Raw genomic sequence first — 17,514 nt, forward strand, 5'->3', positions numbered from 1 at the left:
TGGTATCCCATCGCTTTTCGGTGGGTACTCACCCTCGTGTTACCCATGCTTCGATTCCTTGTTAGCAAAGGGTGAAGCCAGCATGATTTCAGTCTCTCCACAATGCGCTTGCGCTTCACTGACACGGAATACCACACCTGTTTTATCTAACCTTACAACCTGGAGACCTTCTGGCTGGATAAGGTCTCCATACCTGATACGCAACCACGGTTTTTCTGGACGCTCCAGCCATCCCACCCATTGTGTCGCATCACCAACAAGCCCTCTCAACGTCCATAACGACGATGGATTTACCTCATTACAGCTGACGTTGACTGCTGGCAAGAAAGGATCTCGCCCACTGATATCTGACGCATTGCCATTCCCCATGCCAAGCCATGCGACCATCACTACCCACCGCGTATATCCGTTCATGACGAGCTCCCTTGTTGAAAGGGCCGAGACAGAGAAAGTTCTACCCGTAACCCGTTAATCTCTTTTTTGATCACGAGTTGACTGATACGCGGCACAGCAGGTAACGCATTGAAACTTTTCAAAAAAGACATCAGACCTGAATAATCGGTATTAAGCATCAATCGCCAGTTAGGGGAAAACGGTTCCGCAACCTCAGTTGACGAAGGCTGCCAGGAGATCAGCCTGGCATCAGACTGATTTAACGGTATTGCCAGTAATGTGGCGATACTGTCAGAAGATAAGGTGGTATCAGGCAACCGGCGAGCTGCCAGTTGTTGTTGCAGTTGGGAAAGCGTAGGTAGCCTGGCTAACTGCTGTATGAGTTGCTCAGTATATTGGCGACTTTCAATTAGCTGTTGTCGCGTCTGATCCAGATGCTGACGTTTATTGATGATAACACTCCCGCCAACCAGCGCGGTAAGACTCACCACCACACCAAATTGTGCAGCAAGCAACACCCGGAAAGGCGTATTCATCCATATTGCCGCATACTTCACTGGCGCTCTCCTTCCTGCTTATCGTGGCTACGCCATTCAAGCCGCAATACAAAACTGAGCAGCGTATCGTCCTGTGCTGAACGCTGAGTCTGATGTAACACAACCTGCTGGATAAACGGCTCACGAGCCAGCGCATCCGTAAAATCGATAATAGCGTCATACTGACTGCTGACGCCTGAAAGATGTAACGCATTACCGGTATCACTCAATGCGGTCAACCATAGGGAATCCGGCATGAAAGTAGGCAGACGCATCAATAATTCCTCATAACGCTGATTACTACGGCGCCCCTGTTCCTCGTTGGCCAACCGAGCCTGATATTTCTCCATCTCACGCCACGCCTGTCGTGTTTGTCGGTATAGCGTTTCATACGCTGCCTGCTTTACTTGCACTTCTCTGAGTGTGGTGCCTATCGCATCCTGCTGTCGTTGTTGGATAAGGACAACGACTGTCATTACCAGAAGCGCGATGGCAATCTGCAGTAAAAGTAATATCAGCCATTGCCATATCCGCCGTTTGATATGTCGTTTACGCCAAGGTAAAAGATTAACCTGCAACATCAGTAAGTATCTCCAGGGCGTAATGCCAGCCCGCCTGCGATGACAAATGCTGAAGGCATTGGGGGTAACGGAGGATGCTGCTGGTGAAATGCGACCAGCGGCGACCAGGAGATCAGCATTTCTGACATCCCGGATAAATCATCAGCAATAGATGAACTGCAATAAACGGGCTCTTCAGTGGCCATTTGATAGCAGGTACTCAGATGTGAAATTAACGCTTGTTTATCAGTTATATCTTCAGGTTGAAATGTGCCGAAATGCAGGGGGTGATTCAGCGGCGAGGTCCAGAGCCAGTGATCGTCGAAACGATGCAACAGCAGGCGTTCAGATAACAGCCCAGCTTGCTGCGCCATACAACGTAACGCACAGGGTGTAATATCCATCACTTCAGGCTCCAGACCAGACTGGCTGAAACAGTCCTGCCAGGCGACCAGCTCTGCGTTTCTAGCTGCGGTCACCAGTAGCGTATCCGCTATTTGTGGATCGGTACGATAGTCAAGTGCCAGCATGTCACGGCTGACCGGAAGTTTCCGTAGCGCCATTTTTTCAATATATTCGCCACGCGCCGGCTCACGCAGACGTTTGTCTGGTTGGGGTAGACGTTGTTGTAATATCTGTGATGCAGGAAACCCGACCCGCAGCGAAATGAAACGAGGCAGTTCCCTGCGCCACTGACGCAAAATTTCACAAAGCCCGTCAGCATGGTATAGGCTCCCTAAGCGTAACGTATCGCCCGGCAAAGGAAATTGCCACCAGTGGCGGAGCTGCCAGCCATGACGGCAGCGCTGAACGGCCAAAGCGCGCATGCAGCCATTTTGTATATCTACGCCAACCTGCCAGATGTGGTAAGCCATATTCAATTGATCTCCCTATCGTCCGTTAAAAGAACGTATCCACCGTGCTGGCTTACCTTTATACTAGCGTGCGAATGTTTATCGACTCTTAAACCGCTACCGAATGGAAAATCCCAGGTGAAGTTCGTAAAGTATTTTTTCATCCTTGCAGTGACTTGCATCCTGTTGGGAGCTGCCTCGCTATATGGTCTTTATCGCTATATCGAGCCACAATTACCCGATGTCACCACACTGAAAGATATCCGGTTGCAGACACCAATGCAGGTTTACAGTGCTGACGGAGAACTGATTGCCCAGTTCGGTGAAAAACGCCGTCTTCCCCTGAAGCTGGATCAGATACCGCCTATGCTGATCCACGCATTTATTGCCACTGAAGACAGTCGGTTCTACGAACACCATGGTGTAGACCCTCAAGGTATTCTCCGGGCCGCATCGGTTGCCCTGATATCTGGCCATGCTTCGCAAGGAGCCAGTACCATTACCCAACAGTTGGCCCGTAACTTCTTCCTGAGCCCGGAACGCACACTGCTGCGTAAAATCAAAGAAGCGTTTCTGGCTATCCGTATCGAGCAATTGTTGAGCAAGGATGAAATCCTTGAGCTATATCTCAACAAAATTTATCTCGGTTATCGCGCCTATGGTGTCGGGGCTGCGGCACAGGTTTATTTCGGCCGCCCCGTAGATCAACTGACGCTGGGAGAAATGGCGATGATTGCCGGTCTACCTAAAGCGCCTTCTACTTTCAATCCGCTTTACTCTTATGACCGTGCCGTCGCCCGTCGAAATGTGGTTCTGTCTCGTATGCTGGAGGAAAACTACATCACTCAGGCACAGTATGATCAGGCTCGTAACGAAAAACTGATTGCGGATTACCACGCACCGAAGATTTCGTTTTCTGCTTCTTACATAGCGGAGATGGTGCGTCAGGAAATGGTCAAACGTTATGGTGAAGATGCATACAGCGATGGCTATAAGGTCTACACCACCATTACAAAAAAACTCCAGCTGGCTGCGGAAGAGTCATTACGTAACAACGTGCTAGCCTATGATATGCGTCACGGTTACCGTGGTGCGAGCCAGAGGTTATGGTCAGCAGGAATGCCTGCCTGGCCGCAAGAAAAAATCGTCGATGCACTAAAAAAACTGCCGGTTTACGGCCCATTATTTCCTGCCGTCGTGATCGAAGCCCAGGCGGACAAGGCTCAGGCCCTGATGGCCGACGGGAACCAGATCGAGTTACCAATGGCCGGTATACGCTGGGCTCGGGCCTATAAATCTGATCTCTCTCAAGGTGCGACGCCGAAGCGGGTCACCGATGTGATCCAGGCAGGTCAGCAGATTTGGGTAAGAAAAGTGGATAACGACTGGTGGCTGGCACAGATACCGGAAGTAAACTCAGCACTGGTTTCACTCAATCCGAATAATGGCGCTATTCTGGCATTGGTGGGTGGTTTTGACTTTAACCTGAGCAAATTCAACCGCGCCACTCAGGCACTGCGCCAAGTTGGCTCAAACATCAAACCATTCCTATACACGGCCGCGATGGATAAAGGGTTGACGCTGGCTACCATTCTGAACGACGCGCCTGTCACCCGTTGGGATCCTGGCGCAGGTTCAGACTGGAGCCCCAAAAACTCGCCACCGGTTTATCAAGGCCCTATTCGATTACGTCAGGGACTCGGTCAATCTAAAAACGTTGTCATGGTGCGAGCCATGCGTGCCATGGGTGTCGATTATGCAGCGAAGTACCTGCAACGTTTCGGCTTCCCAGCACAGAACATCATCCATACCGAATCGCTGGCGTTGGGCGCCGCGTCCTTCACACCATTGCAAGTTGTCAGAGGTTACGCCGTGATGGACAACGGTGGCTATCTGGTTGACCCTTACTTTATCAGTAAGATAGAAAATGAAACCGGAAATACATTATACAAAGCTACACCGAAGATAGTGTGTACTAGCTGCGACCTACCGGTGATTTATGGTGATACTCCGCGCTCAGCCATATTGTCTGATGACAATATGGAGAATATAGCAACATCGAAGGAACCCCCTGTTCCCGGGAGTTCACCCGTTTTGCAGCCGGATCCCATTACACCACCGGAAGCTGCCATGCAGGAAGCCAATGATTATGCGCCCCATGTTATCAGTACACCGCTGGCGTTTTTGATTAAAGACGCATTGAACAGTAACATCTTTGGCGGACCAGGCTGGATGGGAACGGGGTGGCGTGCCGGCAAAGTTCTGAAACGCCATGATATTGGAGGCAAAACGGGTACGACCAATAGCTCGAAAGATGCCTGGTTCTCCGGCTATGGCCCGAATATTGTTGCGTCAGTCTGGATAGGGTTTGACGACCATCGTCGCGACCTCGGCCGAAGTACCTTTTCCGGCGTCATTCACGATCAAATTTCCGGTTATGAAGGTGGTGCCAAGAGCGCACAACCAGCGTGGGATGATTTTATGAAAGCCGCACTGGCAGGCGTCCCTGAACAGAAGACACCCGTACCACCAGGGATTGTCAGCGTGCTCATTGATCGCAGCAGCGGCAAGTTGTCAAACGGTGGCAGTAACAGTCGACTGGAATACTTCATTGATGGTACCCAACCATTGGATTATGGCGTTCATGAAGCAGGGACGACATTAATGGACAATGGCCAATCAAAAGAACTGTTTTAGGTGCCATAGCCGTTTCAACAGTCGACAAAAAGGCGCGATTTCCGCGCCTTTTCTCTATTCTGTACAACTGTTATTGCTGATTTAACCAATTCTGAGCAAGAAACAGAGCACTAACGTTACGTGCCTCACGGAAATCCGGTTCGTTAAGCAATGCCATCATATTTTGCAATGGCCAGCGAACTTGCGGCATCGGTTCAGGTTCATCACCTGGAAGACTTTTTAGATAAAGGCCATGGGCAATCACAATGCTCATTTGACTGGAAAAATAAGACGGCGCCATCGTCAATGTTGCCAGCAAATCGATGCGCTCTGCACCAAACCCCACTTCTTCCATCAACTCTCTATTTGCCGCTTCAAAGACAGTTTCGCCAGGATCAATCAATCCTTTTGGGAAGCCCAGTTCATACTGTTCAATACCGACAGCGTATTCATGAATCAGCAGCAAATTATCGTCAATGACGGGCACAATCATGACCGCTTCCCGACCGGAGGGGCGCATACGTTCATAAACACGACGTGCGCCATTGCTGAACTCCAAATCCACCGATTCCACATCAAACAGACGTGAGCGGGCAACGGTCTCAACCTTAAGGATTTTGGGTTTTTGCAGGTTACTATTCATCATGGCCCCATAAGGAACGGACTGCCGAAACGACGCCTTGATCTACAATCAGAAAAGGCAACCGATGCCCTAGCCAAAAGAGATGTGTCGTCGAACGAAAAACATTCATTCAAAATAAGTTTGGTGTATCACGTTTTGCCTTAACAGTGACACTGCTCGCAATTTTACCATAGTGTTTTTACGTTTTCACAACATGCGACACACATTACTTTTGTTAAAGTAAAAAATAAAAGTCAATAGGTTAGATAAAATTCAGATTATCCTCATTTTAGCTACTTATCTTAATTGTTAACATAATCTATTACATAAGTAATATTGGGTGATTTCAATTAATAAAGGCAGCTAACGGAATAACATGGGTTAACATTATCGCTGTAATTTTGTTAGTATCCGAAAAAACAAAGAGAACCCTGGGCTGTTAGATGGAGATAATATGAGCGCAATACTCATCATATTGGCTGTATTGTTTACCAGTCTGATCACCGTCGGGGGTTTCATTGGCTATCACATGTATCGTCGTTTTCTTTTTGTCAAACACTTGCCGGTCGTGCCTTCAGGACATCGTCATCTGACGTCGTCAGAGCGTGTCGCTGTGGAACACTACCTGACGCTGAACGCCCTTGATAAAACGATACTACTGCCGCTGACGATGTCCTTACCTTTGCTTCCACAACTGCTGCCCGGTAGCCGGGTTTACCCCATTACACATAGTATTACCCGCTACGGCATCAGTACCGATGCACCCAATAAATGGCGTTACTATATTGATACCCAGGAAATTCATCTCCCCGCGATTTGGGAACAATATATAACGCAGAATAATGAAATTGAGCTGATCAAAACCCGTTCCATTCCACTGGTTATCTCCCTCAACGGCCACTCCCTGACGGAGTTTGTTAACAACCCGGAGACCCTGTCAGGAACAGAAATCCCCATCGAAAAAGCTTTTATACGGAAAGAAGAAAACGAACCCACCGAACTGGTGACAATTCGCAAGGAAACCCGTGAAGAGCATGCCATTCATCGCTCCCGTGGGATCAAAGAAGCCGGGCTGCTCAGTCTGGCTTTTTTCATGCTGGCATTCAGTCTGAACAGCCCACTGGCGCTACTACCTTGGCTAGCGGGTATTGCGTGTCTGATAGCATTATGGTGCTGTTGGGAATGGTTCCGTCCTGCAAGCGAGAAAGAGCGGCTGGAAGTCCATTGTCTGAATGGAACACCACAGTGTCTGGGATTGTTTGGTGAGTCCAATCAAGGTCAGTTCGGTAATATTTCACTCGGTAATATCGACCTCATCTATCCTTCCCACTGGCAACCTTACATCAATTATGATCTGGGCAGAAAAACCGATATTGATATCTATTTAAATCGGCAGGTTATCCGGCAAGGGCAGTACCTATCATTACACAATGAGGTGAAATACTTTCCGCTACAGCGCTGGGGGAGAAATCTGTTACTGGCCTGTGGTTCGTTAGTCAGTCTGGTGCTATTAGTCAGTTCCGTTCCGCTGGATTTGCCACTCAAACTCAGCATGGCCTGGATGCAAGGGGTGGAAAATATCAAAGTGACTCAAGTCGGTGAGCTTGAAAACAAGTCGCTGCACATCGGTGATACCCTAGAAGTTAAAGGTACGGGTATGTGCTACGTCCCACCTATCAATTCAAATGATACTGCACCCAAAAAGAACCCTTTCACACCATTTGACTGCTCAGCTATCTACTGGAATAAGGCAGAACCACTACCGGCCCCCGAATCAGACATTGTTGAGAAAGCCTCAGCACTGTTAAAAACCGTGAATGAACAGTTGCATCCGCAAGACACCAATGACGGTAGGCTCAGTTCGCCGTTAGCCAGCACTATTCAAAAGTCAGGCATGATTTTACTGAGCAATTTTTCCGACATCATACTGAAAACCGAAGATCTGTGTGAAAAAGATGACAACTGCATCCGACTGAAAAACGCCTTGACCAACCTGGGTAATGCAAAAAGTTGGAACCTGCTGGTCAAACGTGCCCGCTCCGGCGCATTGAACGGGATGAACGTTATATTACGGCCTGTCAGTGCCGAAACGCTGGAATCGCTGGTGAACAACGCCGCTGACTACTTCTATTATCAGGAGATCACCAACGCCGCCAACTCGTTGAATAGCCCACCGCCCGGCGGTTTTCTGATTCGCAGCGACGAAGGTCAGCAGTTTGTCTCATATCCGTTGCCCGCCACACCGATACAGAATTATCCTCCGGCAGAGCAATGGCTGGAGCTTCAGCGCCTATCGTCCATGCTGCTACATACACCGTTTAAGGCCAGCGGCGTCATTACCCAAATCAGCATTGATGCCAACGGTACCCGCCATATCTCACTACACAGTGAACCCGATGCCGTCACGTTGTGGCGTTATCTTGGTTCCTGCCTGCTATTCTTGCTGTTCTCCGTCATTCTGGTGGTGAATATCGTGTTATTTACTGTCAAACACCGCCACAGTCGACAGAGAATTGCCAATATCCAGCAATACTATGACCGTCATCTGGTGCCATCAACACCCACATTTCCTCTCATTCACTAATGTTTTCCATCGGTAAACAGAGCTGGATCCGTCGGTAGGTATGCTACGCTGATAGCATCTTTTGACGCGATATCCACCACCAGATATCACGGTGTTTCATCTGGAGCGTTTATGAGTCCCACATTTAACTGGAATGAGATTGATACCGTCTTGCTGGATATGGACGGCACCCTGCTTGATCTGGCCTTTGACAGTTACTTTTGGCTGCAACTGGTGCCGCAGTCCCTAAGTGCCCAACGCGGGATAAGCCTTGAACAGGCAAAACAGCTCATCACCACGGAATACCGGGCTGTACAACATACGCTTGACTGGTACTGTTTCGACTACTGGAGTGAACGGCTGAGGTTGGATATTCGCCAAATGACCAGTGATATTGGCCCACGGGCTCGTTTGCGTGACGATACCGCACCATTCCTGGCAGCACTGAGAGAAAGCGGCCGGAGAACTATCCTGCTGACCAATGCGCATCCCCACAGTCTGGCAATAAAAGTCACCCATACCGGCCTTGATCAGCACCTTGATTTATTACTTTCTACCCATACTTATGGGTATCCAAAGGAAGATCAGCGTTTATGGCATGCGGTGCAGGCGCATACGGGATTTAACCCGACCAGGACCCTGTTTGTGGACGACAGCGAACCCATTCTGGATGCGGCCAAAGCATTTGGTATCCGCTACTGTCTGGGGGTCAGTAATCCTGACTCCGGCCAGCAGGAAAAAAGTTTCACGCAGCACCCTGCCATGAACAATTATCTGTCGCTATTACCGGCTATCTATCAATCGGATTCCAACTACCATCAGGAGCACTCATGAGCAAAGAAACCCAACGTGATGATGATGATAGCGTTCGGCTGGATAAATGGCTTTGGGCTGCCCGGTTTTATAAAACCCGAGCCATCGCGCGGGAAATGGTGGAAGGCGGCAAGATTCATTATAACGGCCAGCGTAGTAAACCGAGCAAGTTGGTGGAGCTTAATGCCGAAATCAAACTGCGCCAGGGAAATGACGAGCGCGTCGTTGTTGTTTGTGCGCTTAGCGCTCAACGACGCTCTGCAACACAAGCACAGGCCATGTATCAGGAAACGCCGGAAAGCATCGAAAAACGTGAAAAACTGGCGCAAGCCAGAAAAATGAACACCCTGTCCATGCCACACCCGGATCGGCGCCCGGATAAAAAAGAGCGACGGGATTTAATTAAATTTAAATACAGTGACACAGAATAATCCGCAGTCACCAAGAGAGACAATTATGGCCCATCATGACCAACTACATCGCTATCTGTTTGAAAATCACGCCGTTCGTGGCGAGTTGGTAACGGTAAGCGACACATTTCAGCACATGCTGGCAAATTATGACTATCCAACGCCGGTCCAGAGACTGCTGGGTGAAATGCTGGTTGCTACCAGTTTGCTAACCGCCACACTAAAATTCAGCGGCGATATTACCGTGCAGTTGCAAGGTGATGGCCCACTGAAACTGGCGGTGATTAATGGCAATCATCAGCAAAAAATGCGTGGTGTCGCCCGTCTGCAGGGGGAGATTGCCGAAGGCAGCACGCTGCGGGAAATGGTCGGCAACGGTTATCTGGTGATTACCATTACACCAACCGAAGGTGAACGTTATCAGGGTGTCGTGGGGCTTGATGGAGAAGATGTCGCCGCCTGCCTGGAAAACTACTTCCTGCAGTCCGAACAGTTGCCGACCCGTTTGTTTATCCGCACCGGAAAACATGAAAACAAAATGTCTGCCGCCGGTATGTTACTGCAAGTATTACCCGCGCAAAGCGGCAACCGTGATGATTTCGAACATCTGTCTCAGTTGACCGACACCGTAAAAAGTGAAGAATTGTTCTCTCTGCCAGCCAACGATGTACTTTACCGCTTGTATCATCAGGAAAACGTCACGCTGTATGAACCACAACCCATCACTTTTAGTTGCCAATGCTCCCGCGAGCGTTGTGCTGATGCACTAATGGCGCTGCCAGAAACCGAAGTCGACGACATGCTGGCACAGGATGGTGAAATTGACATGCACTGTGACTACTGTGGCAGCCATTACATTTTCAGCGCTGCCGATATACAAAACATTCGGCACGCCTCTGCTGGTAATACGCTACACTAATCCTTGCATTCTCATGATGGGCACGCTAGTGCCCTTTTCTCTGCTTTTTCACTAAAAAATACCTCATCTACCTGATTTTCCTCCAAATGTATAAGCAAAGTTATTAATAAATTTATTTAATTTTATGAGTGTTATCGCTGTTAAAATACGCTTTTTCTCTACAATTCATTAATAGTATGACTATAACAATTGAGGAGTAGCAAGATGCAGATAAAAGGTATTACACCAGAAGCTCTAGCGGCATATGGTATCCGTGATGTCAGCGAAATTGTCTACAATCCGAGCTATGATTTACTGTTCCAAGAAGAGATATCTCCTACCCTGCAAGGCTATGAACGTGGCATCGAAACCCAACTGGGTGCTGTTTCAGTTGACACGGGCATTTTTACCGGGCGCTCTCCCAAGGATAAATACATCGTTCGCGATGATGTAACTCGAGATACCGTCTGGTGGTCCGATCAAGGAAAGGGCAAAAACGATAACCATCCGCTTAGTCAGGAACTCTGGCAGCATCTGAAACAGTTGGTTGCCCAGCAGTTATCCGACAAACGCTTGTTCATTGTAGATTCCTTCTGTGGTGCCAATGCTGATAGCCGGCTGAAAGTCCGATTCATCACCGAAGTGGCCTGGCAGGCGCACTTTGTGAAGAACATGTTTATCCGTCCCAGTGATGAAGATCTACAGGATTTCGAACCTGACTTTGTGGTAATGAATGGCGCAAAATGCACCAATCCACAATGGAAGGAGCAGGGATTAAACTCTGAAAACTTCGTTGCCTTCAACCTCACTGAACGTATCCAGTTGATTGGCGGTACCTGGTATGGTGGCGAAATGAAGAAAGGCATCTTCTCCATCATGAACTACCTGTTGCCACTGAAAGGTATTGCCGCCATGCACTGCTCGGCCAACGTGGGCGAAAAAGGTGATGTCGCGATATTTTTCGGCCTCTCCGGTACTGGGAAAACCACCTTGTCCACTGATCCCAAACGTCAGTTGATTGGTGATGACGAACATGGCTGGGATGATGACGGCGTTTTCAACTTTGAAGGTGGCTGCTACGCGAAAACCATCAAGCTGTCCAAAGAAGCTGAGCCAGATATCTATGGTGCCATCAAACGCGATGCGCTGTTGGAAAACGTCACAGTATTGGCGGACGGTAAGGTCGATTTCAATGATAATTCAAAGACCGAAAATACCCGCGTCTCCTACCCTATCTATCACATCCACAACATTGTGAAGCCGGTGTCCAAAGCCGGACACGCCACCAAAGTGATCTTTCTAACGGCAGATGCATTTGGTGTATTACCGCCGGTATCAGTGCTGACATCCGATCAGACGCAGTATCACTTCTTATCTGGCTTCACCGCCAAACTGGCTGGCACCGAGCGTGGCGTAACTGAACCGATCCCTACCTTCTCGGCCTGTTTTGGCGCTGCGTTCCTGACACTGCACCCGACACAATACGCTGAAGTGCTGGTAAAACGCATGAAAGCGGCAGGAGCACGGGCTTACCTGGTTAATACCGGTTGGAACGGATCGGGTAAACGCATTTCTATCAAAGATACCCGTGGCATTATTGATGCCATTCTGAACGGCAGTATTGATGATGCAGATATGCAGACATTGCCTATCTTCGATCTGGCCATCCCGAAAACCTTGCCAGGCGTGGATCCATCTATTCTCGATCCGCGGGATACCTATGCAAACAAGGCTCAATGGCAGGAGAAAGCCGAAGATCTGGCGCGGCGCTTTATGGCCAACTTTGATAAGTACACCGATACACCCGCCGGTGCTGCATTGGTCAAAGCCGGACCGAAGCTGTAATCAGGTAATGTAAAAAAAACGAGATACTTAAGACGATCACCACGTTTGGCGTCCCTACAGGAACCAAACGTGGTGATTTCCCCGAAAACTTGCAGACACGGGAATCAGGAAACCAGGCGTTTTAATCTGAATCCCGAGTCAACGCCAATGGATGATCCGTCTTCGGGGGCTCAAAGGTCAATGGCAAATAGGCTCGTACACTCAATCCACCACGTTCACTGGTACCAACATCCAGTCCTCCGTTATGAGCGTCTATAATCCGCTGAACAATCGCCAATCCCAGTCCCGTACCACTAGTACTACGGGCGCTGTCACCACGGACAAACGGCTGAAACAGATGTTTTAGCTGCGCGGGTTCAATACCAGGGCCATCATCTTCTACCTGGAACCATGCACGCTGTAATTCACGCCCGCTGCTGACCCGAATCCAACCATTACCATAACGGGCGGCATTCACCACCAGATTCAGCGCGGCACGCTTAATGGATAAAGGACTGGCTCTGACCAACAATTCCCCTTCTGAGAAATGGCTGTCAATTTCACGCTCGTAACCACTTTCGGAAGCAACCACTTCACCCAGAATAGTGTTTAGATCGGCAACCTCCATCTGCATTTCCTGGCCAGTACGCAGATAGTCGATAAACTGCTCAATAATGGCATTACACTCTTCAATGTCTTTATTAATCGACTCCGCCAGATAATCGTCATCCTTGCTCATCATTTCCGTCGCCAGACGAATACGCGTCAGCGGCGTGCGTAAATCATGACTCACCCCGGCCATCAGCAAGGTGCGATCATCAGCCAACAATTTCACCCCAGAAGCCATCTGATTGAAAGCACGGGTAACCGAACGCACCTCGGACGCGCCATATTCTCGCAAAGGGGGGGGGATAATGCCTTTACCTACCTGGATGGCGGCGTGTTCCAGCTCCACCAGCGGACGGTTCTGCACCCGGATAAACAGCCAGGCGCCGCCTATCACCAACAACATAATGGCCAACGTATAACGGAACAGAGGGGAGAAATCGCCTTGATGAATTTCCGTGAGTGGCACCCGCACCCAGATATCCGGTGAAAGCCAGGTTTTCAGCCATACTACCGGCGTATTTTTACTGACCTCCACCCGCACATCGGTTGGCCCGCCCAACTGTTGTGCCATCTGATCACTCAAGAATTTGTAGTGCTGAGCCCAGCGCAGGCCGCTGTCCTCCGCCGCTGCGTTGGTATACAGAGAAATGCCCAGTTCCCGATAAATCTCACGTCGGAACGCCGGAGGCACTTCCAGCGACGTCCCATCTTCCAATTGCAATTTATCGGTCATCAACATTCTGACTTCATAAGCCAGCACTTTATTAAACTGCTGAAGGCTGGGAAGAATCGCAAAGTTGAGCACCACCAAATAGGTGGTGACCAGACTGACAAACAATAGGGTAACTATTAGCAACAGCGTTCGTGCAAAGGAGCTACGTGGAGAAAAATACCATCGCCTCATGCTTTACTGCCATCCGGAACAAAGACGTAACCTAACCCCCATACTGTCTGGATGTAGCGTGGATGTGCCGGATCTTCCTCCACCATACGGCGCAGGCGTGAAATCTGAACGTCGATTGAACGCTCCATCGCACTGTATTCACGACCACGGGCCAGATTCATCAGTTTGTCACGCGACAGCGGTTCCCGAGGATGGCTGACCAATGCTTTCAACACAGCGAATTCCCCACTGGTCAACGGCATAGGCTCATCATCACGGAACATTTCACGTGTTCCCAGATTCAGCTTGAACTTGCCGAATGCGATGACCGCCTCTTCCTGAGACGGCGCGCCCGGCAGTTCGTTAGCCTGACGGCGCAGTACCGCCCGGATACGAGCCAGCAGTTCACGCGGGTTGAAAGGTTTAGGAATATAATCATCCGCGCCGATTTCCAACCCGACGATGCGATCCACTTCTTCCCCCTTTGCCGTCACCATGATGATAGGCATAGGATTACTTTGGCTACGTAGACGACGGCAGATAGACAAACCATCTTCACCCGGTAGCATCAGGTCCAGCACCATCAAGTGAAAGGACTCGCGCGTCAACAAACGATCCATCTGTTCAGCATTGGCTACACTACGTACCTGAAAACCCTGTTCGGTCAGATAACGCTCTAACAGCGCTCGCAAGCGCATGTCGTCATCCACTACCAGAATTTTATAATTTTCTTGCATTCTAATTCTCCAAAGACGTAATAGCCGCCGGGCTCAATATTGTTCAAAAACGTACACCATACTGACAATTGTTTCTGGTATACATTCTAAGCGAAATTGTTACAAGGAATATAAAAATACGTTGTAATCAAACGTTTCCTTTGTCTGCGTGCGCTAACCATGCCATAAATAACAACTTATTCGCGATTAACGTCATCGCAAGCGTCCATACACCACAGATTTCAACATGCAGACAACAACCAAATGAATCCCAGACACTGACGCAAGCCAAAAACTGGAGGTTGAAAACAGACAGCGCATCTGCAACTTGAAAGATGATGGGTATATAACACTATAGTAATAATTTCTACATTCCAGCGAAGCATATGAAAACCGATCTTATCACCCGAGAAGGCTATGAAGCTCTACAGCAGGAACTGAACTATCTGTGGAAAGAACGTCGCCCGGAAATTACGGAAAAAGTAGCCTGGGCGGCCAGCCTGGGTGATCGCAGTGAAAACGCAGACTACCAATACAATAAACGCTTGTTGCGTGAGATAGATCGACGTGTACGTTATTTACGTAAACGCCTACAGGTAGTGCGGGTGGTAGATTACTCTCCCCAACAAGATGGCAAAGTCTTTTTCGGTGCCTGGGTCGAGGTGGAGAATGAAACCAGTGAAATCAAGCGCTTTCGTATTGTCGGTCCAGATGAAATCTATGGCCGCAAAGATTATATTTCCATCGATTCACCGATGGCCCGAGCCTTGTTGAAAAAATCGGTAGATGAAGAAGCATCAGTTACCACGCCAACCGGTAATAAAATCTGGTATATCAATAAAATCGAATATAAAAATCCAACTTGTTGAGCCCAAAAGCGAACAACTGTCATATTTTTCTGAATTCGAGATGTTTTACCCGGACTTTCCCTGCCGAAGTAGCGTAGCATCTCTCCCCTTGTCTACATTTCACACAATGGGAAATACATGTATCAACAGCGTTCACGTGTTCTGCTCAAGACACTTTGGCTGCAACTTGTTCTGCTTACTCTGCTCTTGCTCGCTGCCCGTTTTATCATGTTCCACACTTTTGCGGATCAACAGCAGTTGGCAGGGCACGGTAATGCCATTAGCCGAATGTGGCTGACCGGGTTACGCTATGATTTACGCGCCATCTCTATTTTACTGTCACCTTTACTAGTATTCGGTCTGCTGATGAGTTTACACGCCACCAGTTGGCGTTGGCTGTGCCGTCTGGCTCCGATTTATCTTGGGCTGGTCACCGTCATCACCATCACTATCGCCATCAGTAACTACTTCTATTACCAGACCTATCACACCTACATTGATATTTTCGCTTTCGGGCTGATTGACGATGATACCGACGCCATATTAATGAATATCTGGCAGGATTATCCCGTCGTCATCGCACTCCTGACGGTTATGCTGTTTTGTCTGCTGTCGGTACGGTTGGGCAAGAGAGCATTCGCTCCAGAGGCGACCCCGCCACAGCCTTTTTCCCGGCTCGTATTTATCGGCTATCTACTGATCAGCCTGATGCTGTTTTTTGCCATGATTCGTGGCAGCATGAATACCTTCCCACTGCGTCGTAATGACTCACAAATTTCCTCTATTACCATTCTCAACAAACTGGTTCCCAATGGGTTAATGGCATCAGCGTGGGCGATGGGCGACCGTGATGAGGATGTCAGCTTCAACGCTGTCTCGCATCAGGACGGCGCAGCGTTGCTGCAACAGACTGGGCTGGCGTCGCTGGACGCACGTACCCCAGCCAATCCCTGGCTGGCGCAACACAAGCCTAATGTGGTTGTCGCTCTGATGGAAAGCATGGGAAGCAACATGCTGGCCTTCGACCATCTACCGGATAACGACATGCTGGGAGCCTTGCGTACGCACTTCACCAGCGATTTTGTTTTTCGCCGTTTCGTTTCCGAAGGAAATGGCACCGCACCGTCTTTTGCGGGACTGTTTTTCCACAGTCCGGTGCAGAATATCAGTCACTCGTCCGCCCAGTATGTGGTGTTGAATAACACACCGTACGCCACATACAAAAAAGCGGGCTACAAGATCATTTTCATCACGTCCGGCAGCCGGATGTGGCGCAATTTTGGTAACTATCTGCCGCGCCTGGGCGTTGATCAGATCTATGATCAAAGCTCACTGATGGAAACTTATCCTGAATCCGCTAAATCTTTAACCGACTGGGGCGTACCAGACGAATATGCCTTCCGCATGGCGGAGAAACTGCTATCTGAGGCCAAACAGCCGCTGTTTATCAGTATTCTGACTATCACCAACCATCCCCCGTACAAAGTGCCAACGACATATCGCCCGAATCCAGTACATGCCGGGCCGGACATGATGGCCCATGCCGAAGTCAGTCAGGAGGAACAGGAGGAAATCAGCCGGACTTACCAGTATGCGACTAATGCGCTGGGTGAATTTGTTTCGGCAGTAAAAGCCTCTGGCAGCGGTGAAAAAACGCTGATTGCGGCCAGCGGCGATCATCAGATGCGCCGGTTAAAAGCACTCTCTTCACACGAACGCTTTCTGGATCGCGCGGTTCCCTTTTATCTTTATATTCCCAAGACAATCCTGGAGCACAGCGCCTGGCGTTTTGATCCCACCCGTCCCGGATCACACAAGGACATTATGCCGACACTGTATGCCTACAGCTTGTCCGATACGCCTTATCAGGCACTGGGTGGCAGGAATATGCTCGCTCCGCAAGACGACCCTAGCCGGGCGTTTGGTTACAACCAGGTACTGTGGATCGATGCGCAGGGCGCGATGCCTATTGGCAGTACAGTTCGTTACCCCTGGAGTGCAACCAACCCGATGATGGTAGAAAGTGAAAGTCGGACCACGCCCCCGGAAATTCAACAAAAAAGCACAGCTTACCCTGCACTACTACGCTGGCAAATCAACGCTCAGGAGAAAGGCTTTACGGATTGAATGCCCGGTCTGTGTAGTTTCTCCTAGCCAGACATGCTGTTGATATTATTTCCGCGCAACAGCGTTCCATGCTGAGCTTACTCCCTGATTAACAAGGCTTCTCTTTCCTGTCTGGAAGAGCGGCGTTGTTAATTGCTTACTATCGGTAAAAATTATTTGTACTTTGACATAAAGATGTCATT

Annotated in this window: 15 protein-coding genes; 8 read left to right on the forward strand and 7 right to left on the reverse strand. The window is 49.3% G+C overall.

The window, feature by feature from the left end; genetic code table 11:
• Window positions 1-39 precede the first annotated feature (39 nt).
• Genes RS889_RS21440 through pilM form a run of 4 tightly spaced genes read right to left on the reverse strand, consistent with a single transcriptional unit; the run spans window position 40 to window position 2,364 of the window.
• Entirely contained in the window at window positions 40-414 is a 375-nt protein-coding gene (locus RS889_RS21440) for a DUF2531 domain-containing protein (RefSeq protein ID WP_315708652.1), read from the reverse strand.
• Window positions 411-950 (reverse strand): hypothetical protein, encoded by a 540-nt coding sequence (locus RS889_RS21445; protein ID WP_315708653.1) that lies wholly within the window; start codon window positions 948-950, stop codon window positions 411-413. The genes RS889_RS21440 and RS889_RS21445 overlap by 4 nt, the downstream gene beginning before the upstream one ends.
• Window positions 947-1,510 (reverse strand): PilN domain-containing protein, encoded by a 564-nt coding sequence (locus RS889_RS21450; protein WP_021014134.1) that lies wholly within the window; start codon window positions 1,508-1,510, stop codon window positions 947-949. The genes RS889_RS21445 and RS889_RS21450 overlap by 4 nt, the downstream gene beginning before the upstream one ends.
• A complete protein-coding gene (gene pilM / locus RS889_RS21455) occupies window positions 1,510-2,364 on the reverse strand; it encodes a pilus assembly protein PilM (RefSeq protein WP_021014133.1) in 855 nt (284 codons plus the stop codon). Before pilM ends, RS889_RS21450 begins: the two co-directional genes overlap by 1 nt.
• A 117-nt stretch (window positions 2,365-2,481) precedes the next feature.
• Between pilM and mrcA the strand changes: the two genes are divergently transcribed.
• A complete protein-coding gene (mrcA, locus tag RS889_RS21460) occupies window positions 2,482-5,040 on the forward strand; it encodes a peptidoglycan glycosyltransferase/peptidoglycan DD-transpeptidase MrcA (protein WP_315708654.1) in 2,559 nt (852 codons plus the stop codon).
• A gap of 70 nt (window positions 5,041-5,110) precedes the next feature.
• Here the strand turns inward: mrcA and nudE are convergent, their stop codons facing one another.
• Window positions 5,111-5,662, reverse strand: coding sequence for an ADP compounds hydrolase NudE (gene nudE / locus RS889_RS21465; protein WP_037380504.1), 552 nt, complete (start codon window positions 5,660-5,662; stop codon window positions 5,111-5,113).
• Window positions 5,663-6,095: 433 nt separating this feature from the next.
• On the opposite strand from nudE, the gene RS889_RS21470 reads away from it, so the two are divergent.
• The 5 genes from RS889_RS21470 to pckA all read left to right on the forward strand — a co-directional run bounded on the left by RS889_RS21470 (window position 6,096) and on the right by pckA (window position 12,170).
• The gene (locus RS889_RS21470) at window positions 6,096-8,225 is read left to right on the forward strand and encodes an intracellular growth attenuator family protein (protein WP_315708655.1); all 2,130 of its coding nucleotides are present in this window, start codon (window positions 6,096-6,098) and stop codon (window positions 8,223-8,225) included.
• A gap of 111 nt (window positions 8,226-8,336) precedes the next feature.
• Complete coding sequence (gene yrfG / locus RS889_RS21475) at window positions 8,337-9,038, forward strand: GMP/IMP nucleotidase (protein ID WP_021014129.1); 702 nt, start codon at window positions 8,337-8,339, stop codon at window positions 9,036-9,038.
• A complete protein-coding gene (gene hslR / locus RS889_RS21480) occupies window positions 9,035-9,448 on the forward strand; it encodes a ribosome-associated heat shock protein Hsp15 (protein ID WP_021014128.1) in 414 nt (137 codons plus the stop codon). Before yrfG ends, hslR begins: the two co-directional genes overlap by 4 nt.
• Before the next feature lie 25 nt (window positions 9,449-9,473).
• On the forward strand, window positions 9,474-10,346 hold the full coding sequence (hslO, locus tag RS889_RS21485) for an Hsp33 family molecular chaperone HslO (RefSeq protein WP_315708656.1): 873 nt from the start codon (window positions 9,474-9,476) through the stop codon (window positions 10,344-10,346).
• 204 nt (window positions 10,347-10,550) lie between these two features.
• On the forward strand, window positions 10,551-12,170 hold the full coding sequence (gene pckA, locus RS889_RS21490) for a phosphoenolpyruvate carboxykinase (ATP) (protein ID WP_315708657.1): 1,620 nt from the start codon (window positions 10,551-10,553) through the stop codon (window positions 12,168-12,170).
• Between the two features lie 121 nt (window positions 12,171-12,291).
• Here the strand turns inward: pckA and envZ are convergent, their stop codons facing one another.
• A complete protein-coding gene (envZ, locus tag RS889_RS21495; protein WP_315708658.1) occupies window positions 12,292-13,662 on the reverse strand; it encodes a two-component system sensor histidine kinase EnvZ in 1,371 nt (456 codons plus the stop codon).
• Window positions 13,659-14,378, reverse strand: a complete 720-nt coding sequence (gene ompR / locus RS889_RS21500) for an osmolarity response regulator transcription factor OmpR (protein ID WP_001157747.1) — start codon at window positions 14,376-14,378, stop codon at window positions 13,659-13,661. Before ompR ends, envZ begins: the two co-directional genes overlap by 4 nt.
• 365 nt (window positions 14,379-14,743) lie before the next feature.
• Between ompR and greB the strand changes: the two genes are divergently transcribed.
• Window positions 14,744-15,226 (forward strand): transcription elongation factor GreB, encoded by a 483-nt coding sequence (gene greB / locus RS889_RS21505; RefSeq protein WP_315708659.1) that lies wholly within the window; start codon window positions 14,744-14,746, stop codon window positions 15,224-15,226.
• Between the two features lie 117 nt (window positions 15,227-15,343).
• Window positions 15,344-17,332 carry an LTA synthase family protein gene (locus RS889_RS21510; RefSeq protein ID WP_315708660.1) on the forward strand — a complete coding sequence of 663 codons (1,989 nt, stop codon included), beginning with the start codon at window positions 15,344-15,346 and terminating at the stop codon, window positions 17,330-17,332.
• The last annotated feature ends 182 nt before the right edge of the window (window positions 17,333-17,514 follow it).

The organism is Brenneria uluponensis, assembly GCF_032395385.1.
Classification (GTDB): Bacteria; Pseudomonadota; Gammaproteobacteria; order Enterobacterales; family Enterobacteriaceae; genus Prodigiosinella; species Prodigiosinella aquatilis.